The organism is Mycolicibacter arupensis (assembly GCF_002086515.1).
Classification (GTDB): domain Bacteria; phylum Actinomycetota; class Actinomycetes; order Mycobacteriales; family Mycobacteriaceae; genus Mycobacterium; species Mycobacterium arupense.
In genome coordinates this window covers 24,079-33,246 of sequence record NZ_MVHH01000043.1, presented here as the reverse complement: position 1 = coordinate 33,246, position 9,168 = coordinate 24,079, and the positions used below count along the sequence as shown (strand labels likewise).

Here is a 9,168-nt window from a genome sequence, read left to right as displayed (position 1 = left end):
CAATCAATCACATACGGCTCTAGAACAAAGTGGTCCGACTATCGGGGACCTGCCAGGTGCGCATGAAATCGGTCATGATCCAAGCTCTTTCAACTCGTCACTTGTAAGGAGCACTAGCCCGGTCGAGTGCTCATTGACTGGCAGGCCTTCGGCGGCTAAGGCGTCGCGCAACGCGATCTCCATCTGAGGGCGTACCCGCGCAGTGAACCTGCGGCGACCTCCGTGGGTACCACCGTCATGCGGGTAGAAATACCTGCGGCCCTTGGCAGTTGGCTTGCGATGGTCGAAGCCGTCACGGACCGTGCCGTCGGCGCCGACTCGCGTGTTGCGCTGGTTGATCAGATAGCCGTACTTGTAGAGGTGCTCATCGAACTTGCGGGCCGGGACATCGGAGAAGTACTTCTTCCCGAACGTCGTCGGGTCGATACCGTCTCCACCTTCGATGGCCTGGCGGTGACGCTGCTCAATCTCGACGCGTTGCTCCGCCTTGTCAGCGCGGGCGCGTTCGGCTTCAGCGCGCTCCTCGGCGTCGACCAGCTTCCGGGCGTACTCCAGTCCAGTCAGGGGGCGAACCTCGGCGAGCCGCCGGCGCATCTCCCGGAATGCGTGGACGAGACGCTTCTTGAACGCCCGGACGACCTCACTGTTGCGGAGGTACGTCATCAGGAGTGTGGCCTGATCCTCGGTGAGCAGTGCGTACTCCGTCGCCTTCGCAAACCCGCCTTGCGGGAGCGCCCGGCCCTTCCGCATTTCAAATGCGGAAGGGCCGAACTCGGCGAAGTCGGCCTCGTAGGCACGAATCAGCTGGAGCACCGCGCGGTGCTCGTTGCCGGTCTCGGCCGCGATCACCAGGGACGTGGTGAACGGCTCCCCGTCGGTGCCCGCGAAAACCAGGTCGGCGCTCACAGCGCGCACCCGTCCAGAGCCTCGGCGACCTCAGGCACAAAGTCGTTCGCCGCGCTGAACGTCCGATCCGCGGCGAGCGCAGCGCTGTACGCCGCATCGACCAGGTCGACCAGACGGCCCGCATCCGGGTCACCGTCATGGCGGGCCAGTAGCAGGATGTTCAGCAGTTCACGCCGGTCGGTGTCGGTGAGACGCAGCGTGCTGACAATCCCGGCGGACATCAGGCAACCTCTTCGACGGCACGCCCGGTGACGATCGCAGCGAGCGGGACGCCCAGGGTGTCAGCGATCTTGCGCGCCATCCCGGGCGTGCACCGCTTCCGTCCAGCCTCGATGTTCGACAGGTGCGGGTGGGTGGTACCGACCGCTACAGCGAACTTGCCGAGTTTCCACCCGTACGCCTCGCGCAAAGCCTTCACGGTCGCCCCAACCCGAACCGGATCGTCGTTCTGCTCCATGCCGATTAGAGTAGGAACGAAACGGAACGGTGTCAAGCACAGTCAGGAAACCAATGCCGATCGATGCTATCTCCGCAGCTCAGAGCGGAAACACGCGGCCGGAATTACAGGCTTGGGTTTCCGGGTTTTGGACTCGGTAGCCGACTTGAGGCAACTAGATGTTTCCAAGTGTTTCCTGCACGATTGCGGATATGGAATCCGATAACCGGAAACGGCTCGGCGGAGCAGTTGTGGCACGTCGCACCGAGTTGGGCATGCGAACGACCAAGGCGCTCGCTGAACTCGCGAACCTAAGCACCCGGATGCTTGGCGACGTCGAGAATGGACGCAGAAGCAACTTCTCGCCAGGAGCCAAAGCACAGATCGAACGCGCACTCCAATGGGAGCCGGGGAGCATCGACTCCCTCCTGGCCGGTGGTGAGTCCACTCCGTCCGCACAGACGATCAGCGGCCTGGGAATTCCGTCAGACTGTCAGCGGGCAGAATTCGGAGCGGATGGCGATCCGTCGATCGGGAGGGAAGCGTGGCGGCGCGGCATTGTTATCCGGCCCGGCCCCGCCGAGCTGACGATTTCAGGCGGACGACCCGCCGGCAACCAAACACCCGAGAAAAGCCAGGACCATCACGTACCGGATTTCTTGACCGCCGCGAAGATGACGTGGGCGATGATCTCTGATCTCGCTGATTCACCGGAGGGTGATCCCGATCGTGATGTGAAGGCTGCGCGAGCCGTGGTTTCCGCTGCCGACACGCTCACGGACGCACTTCTACGCCTAAATGTGGGGCCGACAGCCAGAGAACTCATCCAAGAAATGGCCTATCAGTCCCATCAGCTTATGCAGGACCAAGGACACGCGCTGCAACGACGCGACAGAGACGAGGATCCCCCTCCCGACAGTGTTGAAGACATCGTCCAGGCCCTGATCGATAAATCACGCATGCCCGGACAGGTGTCGTTCGCCGCAGATGTCGTGCACGTTGAGCGAGAGCTGGACATCGATCTGCGGAATCTGGACAGTGCGACGGTGGCGGCGATGACGGAGGATCAGCTCCGTCGAGTGATCTCGGCCCTATCGAGTTCATCTAGTTAGCGGGCTCCTATGCGTGAAGACACCGTCCTCCGTTTTCGGTCTGGCACCCATTACCATTTCGTGGCCGTAACCCACCGGCCGGGAGTATGGCGCACGACAGCCAGCGACTACCGCACCGACGACTGCGAACCAATCACCGAATTCGCCTACAACGCGATCGGCAAGGTGGAACGGTGGGCAGATATCATTGCTCGGGCGAACAATCTGGCGTATGTCACCCAGTGGCGGCCGCCACCGCCCCGAACCCGAGTCATGCACGCTGTCGTTCGTTTCGTCCTTGTCGGTGCCGAGCACTGGGACGCCGCTATCCACGTTGGCCATAACCGCTGGCACTCGACAGTCGAGCAAGCCAGCGGCGTGCTGATCGGCAGTTGGAGCGACATCACAAAGCACAGCACGCACATCGAAATGGCGGATAGTTGGCAACGCCTCCCCGATGGTCTGCCGCACTACTCCGAATGGAAATTCCGACGCCAGCGACCTGCAACTGCGGGCTCTTCCTTAGGTCAGCAACTTTCCCATGACGTCTGCGGCGGCTTTGAATGAGGACCGGTCGACTGACCCGTAGATGTCCACAGTGGTGGCGATGTTCTCATGCCCGAGGTGCCGGGAGACGACGGCGATGGGAACGCCTGCGACGAGCATCCATGATGCGCAGGTGTGGCGCAGTGCGTGGGGGTTGGCCGCGGGTCGCCGCCGCCGGAGTGACTGTGCCTGCAGCGACCGTATGCCGCGGTGGGATTGGCGCTTGGGCCAGCGCCAACGAGACGATCCAGGTCCCCGGAGAGCGGAAGGTATGTGAGCATGACCGCAGCAGCGCAATGGCCGATCATCGAGGTAAGCCTGGACGACTTGAGGCTCGACGTCGGAAATGTTCGCCTCACATCCGGTGACCTCGAAGAAGCCGACATAGCCAGCTACCTGGCGGAGGCGGAGGACCTCGTCGGGTTGGCCCGCGACCTGCTGCGCGACGGGTATATCGACAACGAGATTCCGATCGTCGTGGAAGAGGACGGCGGCTACGTCGTGATGGAGGCGAACCGGCGTATCGCGGCGCTCAAGGCCATTCACGACCCCATGATCTTGGGCCGGCATGCAGCCCAGTTGGAGCGGCATCTGACTCGATACCCGGGCACGGCGACGCCGACGGTTGTGCGGGTGATGGTGGCGCCAAGTCGCGAGGCCGCGCAGCCGGTCCTGGCTCGTCTGCACACAGGTCAGCCGAAGCGATCGTGGATTCGCGAGCAGCAGGCGATTTTCTACCATGCACGCCTGTCCGACACTGTGACCGTGGATGATCTGCGCGCGCGGTATCCCCGCGAAGCGGGAAAGATCGTTTCGTTCATCCGCATGGGTGAGATGCGTGAGCTGATCCGAGGCGTCCGCTACGACGACTCGGATCTGGAAGGATTCGTAAAGTCGAGCCAGCTGAAGATGACATCACTGGAGTACGCCTATGAGCGGCCGCGGATCCGCGCACTGCTGGGGTTGGAGTTCGACGACCAGGGGCTGCTGAAGTCTCGCCGCCTGACTTCTGGTCAACACCGCGGTCTGATGTACCTGCTTGGACGATTCAAGGACGGCACGTTGAACACGCGGTCTCCGGAGCTCAAGGAACGCGATGCGCAGCATGCGGCGCTCGTGGAGCAACTTCGGCGGATCGTGGACGGGGACACGTCGGGCGACTCCAGCGATGCCGCGGATGGCGAGCAGCCTGACCATCAGAATTCCGATGATGGATCAGAACCCGACGGTGACGGTGGTAGGCCCAGTGGTGGCGCCGGTGACGGTGGCGGTGGGGGCGCCCCGTCCGGAGACGGCGGCCCTGGCGGGGATGATGCGAGTCCGACGGGAGTAGGTTCGCGCGGCCCGAACCGTGGAGATACGCGGTCGCGACTGGACTTCACCGGTTTCGACTACCAGGGCAGCTCCGCGGGGCTGCGACGTCGGCTGGAGGAACTGCGAAAGCTGAATGTCCTTGACTTCCCCAACGCGGCAATGGATCTGACACGCACCGTGCTGGAGTGCGCGATCAAGGTCTACTTTAGCGGAAAGGGCACGACGTTTCCGGCCGGGAAGGGGATCAGCTATTGCGTCGACGAGCTCGCCAAGGACTTCAGATCTGATCAGCGCATGACGGCCTTGATCAATGTGATCAAGCGCAAAGGCAGCATGACCGCGAATCAGTATGCCGGAACATCTTTCGCGTTAAACGCGAGTAATCACGAGCCGGAGGCGTTTGCGTCGACCAAGGATGTGCACGAGGCCTGGGAACGCATCAAACCGATCTTGGTCGAGATCGCGAAGTGATCAGTCTCGTTTGGAGGCAAGCACGTTTGCCACCGTGTGGGACGGAATGAGTAGTTCCTGAGCCTTGCCTGCCCGGTGCGCACTGTAGCTGAGCTGGTAGTCGCGTACGTCATGGCTGCGATAGATGCGGCGGATAAAGTCGCTTGGGTCGTAAGTGAGCACCCAGTTTCCGTCACGACCATCATCGAGTAGACGACCCAGGTCGGCGTGGTCTCGGTGGGTGAAGGCATTGAGGTAGAGACTGCCACCCATGTCGACGTAGGGCGGGTCGATGTAGATGAAGGATGTCTTCCGGCGTAGGTGTTGGCGAATTACCGCCATTCCGTCCACGCTCGACACAGTGATCCGGTCCGACATGGCGCCGATGCGAGTGATTCGCTTTGCCAATTGATCTCGGTTGTAGCGCGCATCGATCTTGTAGTTTCCAGTCTGTCGAACGCCACCGATCGGACCAGCGTTGAGAATGCCGGATCGATTGGTTCGGTTGAGGTAGAAGAAGGCGAACCCCAGTGCAAGCGGGTCAGATTCATCGGCCTGGCGGTAGATTGCCTGCTGGCGACGCCACTCCTCAACAGTCAGTGATGCATCGACAACCTTGTCTGCGAATTCGCTGGGTTGCTCGGTCACGGACTTCCAGAAGCAGTAAACGGCCGGGTCGACGTCGTTGATGACGAGTTTCTTCACAAGGTCACGTTGAAGCAGGACTATCCCAGCCCCGGCACCGCCAGCATACGGTTCGACATATGTCGGGGAACGGATTCCGAGACGTGTGATGATGTCGGCGAAAAATCCCGCAAGAGCAGCCTTCCCGCCGGGATAGCGCAGTGGACTGGCGGCGGCGCTACGCCCCTCCGCTTTGATGGTCAGCGGTTCGAGCACAGCCCCTGTCGCCACTTGCGTGTTCCCATCCGGCCGGGTGGCCTGCCCGTTTGCGCGCGCCCGAAAAGCCTGCACGCGGCATGCCCCTGAACAGTAATGTGCCCCCCGGCGCGCGGCGAACGAGCTGCCACAACTGTGACAAGCCTGTGTCCTACCCGCACGACGGAGTTGTTCGCGCCGAAGCTCGTCGATCCGCACGGCGATCTCCGCGTCCGATAACTCAAGCAGCGCCGACACGTAACGATTGTATCCGTTACACGGCCCTACTTCAGCAACTTTCCCATCACGTGCGCGGCGGCTTTGAATGAGGACCGGTCGACTGACCCGTAGATGTCCACAGTGGTGGCGATGTTCTCATGCCCGAGGTGTCGGGAGACGACGGCGATGGGGATCCCGGCGGCGAGCATCCACGATGCGCAGGTGTGGCGCAGGGCGTGGGGGGTTGGCCGCGGTTCGAGTTTCGTCTTGGCGACGGAGGGATTCCAGACGTTTGCCTTGAAGGTGTAGTAGCGGATGGGTCCGCCGACGGTGTTGGTGAACAGCCACTCACCGCCGTAGTCGAGCTGGTCCAGCACGGTGCCCGGAACGTTGATCTTCCGGTTCGACCGCTTGGTCTTGGTTGGGCCAATCTCGTAGCCGTTGGTCGGCGAGTGCTTCCAGGCCCTGCGGATCTTCACGGTCCCGGACTTTCTGTCGACATCGGCTGGCTTGAGCGCGGTCGCTTCGCCCCACCGGGCGCCGGAGGACACCAGGAAGTCCAGCAGTGGATGCCAGTGCGGCTGTAGCGAGCGGCGCAGCACCTTGAACTCCTTGCGGGTCAGCATGCGGATCTCGTCGTCGTCGCCGTCACCGCGTGGCAGCCTGCGGCCAGCGGCCGGGTTGGCTCCGATATGGCGCGGCACGGCGGCGGCCAGCGCGCCGGAGAGGAATCCGTGTTTGTTCGCAATGGTTTTCGGGGTGGGCGGCCTGCCGCGCTTGGTGGTGCTGGATTCCATGCCTTGCACCCACAGGCTGATGTCTTCCTCGGTTAACGCAGTCAGGGGTAGTTGGCCGAGCACGGGCGCGATGTCGTTGCGCACGTAGGCCCGGTACTTGTCGATGGTGTACTGCTCGACGCCGGTCAGGTGGTCGATGTACCTGTTAAGCCACGTCTCGACGGTGAGACTCCTGCTCGGAGCCCTGCGGGTTCGGTGTGCGCTGATCCCCTCGATCTCCAAGGCACGTTGCACACCCACCTTGCCGATGAGCTCAACGAGGGCATCGGCCGATTTCTTGTCAGCACAGGGCAGCGATGATTGGCGCCCTTCGATGCGGTAAAGCACCTGGTAGGTGGTGGTTCCGTCTTTGCGGGGAACCTCGCGGATGGACGCCATGCCGGAATCTTAAGCAGACGCCCACGTTGATAGCACCGTTGATACGGATTTTGGTGGTAAATTCAGGGCTGTGACCAGCCCTTTCCTGTGGAGCTAAGGGGAATCGAACCCCTGACCTTCTCGATGCGAACGAGACGCGCTACCAACTGCGCTATAGCCCCTGACCGGAAAGAGATTACCAGCCCCCGGCCGGCGGTCTGAAACCGAGACCTACTGACCGGCGGCGCGCGCCAGGTTGTCACGCCAGCCGTAGCGGCGGGCGCTCGAGGTGTACTCCAGGTGTTCGAACTCGGGGTCCTCGTCGTCGATCTCCAGCACCGCCACACCGGGACGGCGCAGCCGTGAGGGCACCACCTCGAAGGCGTCCGGGTGGGCGCTGGGCCGTTGCATGCGCGGCCGTTCGGTCCGCCGGGCGCGGCGCGCCCGCACCTGCTGCTCGATGCGGGTCTGGCGCCGCAGGTAGCCCAGGTAGAGCACCGTCGCACCGGCCGCGCCGGCACAGATCCACCACGCGGAAGGAGCCACGGTGAAGGCGGTGAGCGTCGAGAGCACCAGGACCACCGCCAGCGACATCAGCACCCGCTTGCGGAACTCGTACTTGCGTGCGCTGACCACTGCCGCGGTGTCGGCCCGCGGGCGTCGGCCCCGTGCCGAGACGCCAGAGACCCGGGCGCGGCTGGACTCGGCCTCGGGCTCCAGTCCGGAGCTGTCTTCGACGTATTCGTACTCGTAGCTCTCGGCCTCGGCCTCGGACTCGGCCTCGGTCTCGCCGTCGGCTTCGGCCATCGGCTCCTCGTCGGCGCCCTCCTCCGGTGCCGGCTCGGGTTCTGCCTTGGCGGCCAAGGCCTCGGAGGCCATGGCGGCTTCCTGCGCGGCGAGCGCCTCGGCTGCCTCGGCTTCAGCGGCGGCCTGCGCTTCGGCGGCCATGGCGGCTTCGGACAGCGGCAGCTCGGCGGAGTCGTCGGCGACGACATCGACGTCCAGGTAGTCCAGCTCGGCCTGCTCGCCCACCTGCGTCTCGGTGGTGGCGACAAAGACCGCGGCGGCGGCGACGAACACCCGCGACTCAGCCTCGACCTCGGCTTCGTCGACGTCATCGATGTCGTCGAGGTCATCGGCGCTGTGCCGCCAGTCGGGGTCGCTGCGGTGGCCGGCGGCCGGGCCGCCGCGCTTGAGCAGGCGGGCGCTGGACCCACTGGTCAACACCCGGGTCGCCAACGCCACGTCGCTGGTCCGACGCACTGCGTCGCGCTTGCTGACCAGCATCGGCACCAGGACGAACAGCCAGAGGACGACCAGGGAGATCCAGAGCAAAGATTGGGGGATGCTGGGCATGGTTGGCCTGCTCCTTTCCGAGCCAAGGCTAGGTGTGCAAGCGACACGGCCTCGGACGACGCGCCGAACCAATTACACAGATGTAATTTACTCGTTGACCTCGTAAGTCACAACTATCACACGCGTAACAAACTGCCCGAAAATACGTCAGATCCGGGCGGCCCGGCCGGACTGGATCAGCCGCGAGGTCACCGACCCGGCAACCTCCTCAACCGTCATCGCCACCAGCAGGTGATCCCGCCACGCCCCGTCGACGTCCAGGTAACGCTTCAGCAGGCCTTCCTGGCGGAAGCCGACCTTCTCCAACACCGCTCGGCTGGCCCCGTTCTCGGGCCGCACCGTGGCCTCCACCCGGTGCAGCCCCACCGGCCCGAAGCAGTGGTCCAGACCGAGCGCCACCGCCCCGGTCGCCACACCCCCGCCAGCCACCGCACTGGAGACCCAATAGCCGATCCAGGCCGAGCGCAGCGCACCGTGGGCGATGTTGCCCACCGTCAGCTGGCCGCAGAACCGGCCGTCCAGCTCGATCACATACGGCAGCATCCGCCCGTAGCGGGCCTCGGTACGCAGGCTGGAGCACAACGGCGGCCAGGACGCGCTGCCGTGCCGAGTCACCCAGTCCACCTCCACACTGGGCTCCCACTGCTCCAGGTAGCCGCGGTCGGCCATCCGGATCCGGCTCCACGCCACCCCGTCACGCATGCGCACCGGCCGCAACCGGATCACCCCGGCCGCCACCCGCAGAGGCCCGAGCACACTCGGCCAGCCGGGGCGCTCCACGCCCTTGAACGGCCACACATTGACCAACATGGAACCG

At 63.9% G+C, this 9,168-nt stretch carries 10 protein-coding genes, 1 tRNA gene and 1 pseudogene; 3 read left to right on the top strand and 9 right to left on the bottom strand.

Going from position 1 to position 9,168, the window contains the following annotated elements; translation table 11 throughout:
- Window positions 1-72 precede the first annotated feature (72 nt).
- From BST15_RS16700 to BST15_RS16690, 3 genes are read right to left on the bottom strand one after another with little or no spacing between them, the layout of a single operon-like run.
- On the bottom strand, window positions 73-906 hold the full coding sequence (locus BST15_RS16700; protein ID WP_046190454.1) for a Rha family transcriptional regulator: 834 nt from the start codon (window positions 904-906) through the stop codon (window positions 73-75).
- Window positions 903-1,127 (bottom strand): hypothetical protein, encoded by a 225-nt coding sequence (locus tag BST15_RS16695; protein WP_046190453.1) that lies wholly within the window; start codon window positions 1,125-1,127, stop codon window positions 903-905. Before BST15_RS16695 ends, BST15_RS16700 begins: the two co-directional genes overlap by 4 nt.
- A complete protein-coding gene (locus tag BST15_RS16690; RefSeq protein WP_046190452.1) occupies window positions 1,127-1,363 on the bottom strand; it encodes a helix-turn-helix domain-containing protein in 237 nt (78 codons plus the stop codon). The genes BST15_RS16695 and BST15_RS16690 overlap by 1 nt, the downstream gene beginning before the upstream one ends.
- 191 nt (window positions 1,364-1,554) lie before the next feature.
- Here BST15_RS16690 and BST15_RS16685 point away from each other — a divergent pair, with 191 nt between their 5' ends.
- Together BST15_RS16685 and BST15_RS21830 are read left to right on the top strand one after the other, a co-directional pair.
- On the top strand, window positions 1,555-2,454 hold the full coding sequence (locus BST15_RS16685; protein WP_131701226.1) for a helix-turn-helix domain-containing protein: 900 nt from the start codon (window positions 1,555-1,557) through the stop codon (window positions 2,452-2,454).
- Between the two features lie 9 nt (window positions 2,455-2,463).
- Complete coding sequence (locus BST15_RS21830; protein WP_131701225.1) at window positions 2,464-3,000, top strand: hypothetical protein; 537 nt, start codon at window positions 2,464-2,466, stop codon at window positions 2,998-3,000.
- Here the strand turns inward: BST15_RS21830 and BST15_RS22810 are convergent.
- Window positions 2,956-3,144 (bottom strand): annotated as a pseudogene (locus BST15_RS22810) (tyrosine-type recombinase/integrase); the annotation flags it as partial. The gene BST15_RS21830 and the pseudogene BST15_RS22810 sit on opposite strands and share 45 nt — an antisense overlap.
- A gap of 114 nt (window positions 3,145-3,258) precedes the next feature.
- Between BST15_RS22810 and BST15_RS16675 the strand changes: the two are divergent.
- Window positions 3,259-4,764: a hypothetical protein gene (locus BST15_RS16675; RefSeq protein ID WP_046190451.1), complete on the top strand. Its 1,506-nt coding sequence runs from the start codon at window positions 3,259-3,261 to the stop codon at window positions 4,762-4,764.
- Here the strand turns inward: BST15_RS16675 and BST15_RS16670 are convergent, their stop codons facing one another.
- The 5 genes from BST15_RS16670 to BST15_RS16650 form a co-directional block, all read right to left on the bottom strand.
- Window positions 4,765-5,880, bottom strand: a complete 1,116-nt coding sequence (locus tag BST15_RS16670; RefSeq protein ID WP_198528325.1) for a DNA adenine methylase — start codon at window positions 5,878-5,880, stop codon at window positions 4,765-4,767. It abuts the gene before it with no gap.
- A gap of 26 nt (window positions 5,881-5,906) precedes the next feature.
- The gene (locus BST15_RS16665) at window positions 5,907-7,016 is read right to left on the bottom strand and encodes a tyrosine-type recombinase/integrase (protein WP_046190448.1); all 1,110 of its coding nucleotides are present in this window, start codon (window positions 7,014-7,016) and stop codon (window positions 5,907-5,909) included.
- Between the two features lie 88 nt (window positions 7,017-7,104).
- A tRNA-Ala gene (locus tag BST15_RS16660) sits at window positions 7,105-7,177 on the bottom strand.
- Window positions 7,178-7,226: 49 nt separating this feature from the next.
- Complete coding sequence (gene sepX, locus BST15_RS16655; protein ID WP_046190447.1) at window positions 7,227-8,351, bottom strand: divisome protein SepX/GlpR; 1,125 nt, start codon at window positions 8,349-8,351, stop codon at window positions 7,227-7,229.
- A 147-nt stretch (window positions 8,352-8,498) separates the two neighbouring features.
- On the bottom strand, window positions 8,499-9,161 hold the full coding sequence (locus BST15_RS16650; protein WP_046190456.1) for a GNAT family N-acetyltransferase: 663 nt from the start codon (window positions 9,159-9,161) through the stop codon (window positions 8,499-8,501).
- Window positions 9,162-9,168 lie beyond the last annotated feature (7 nt).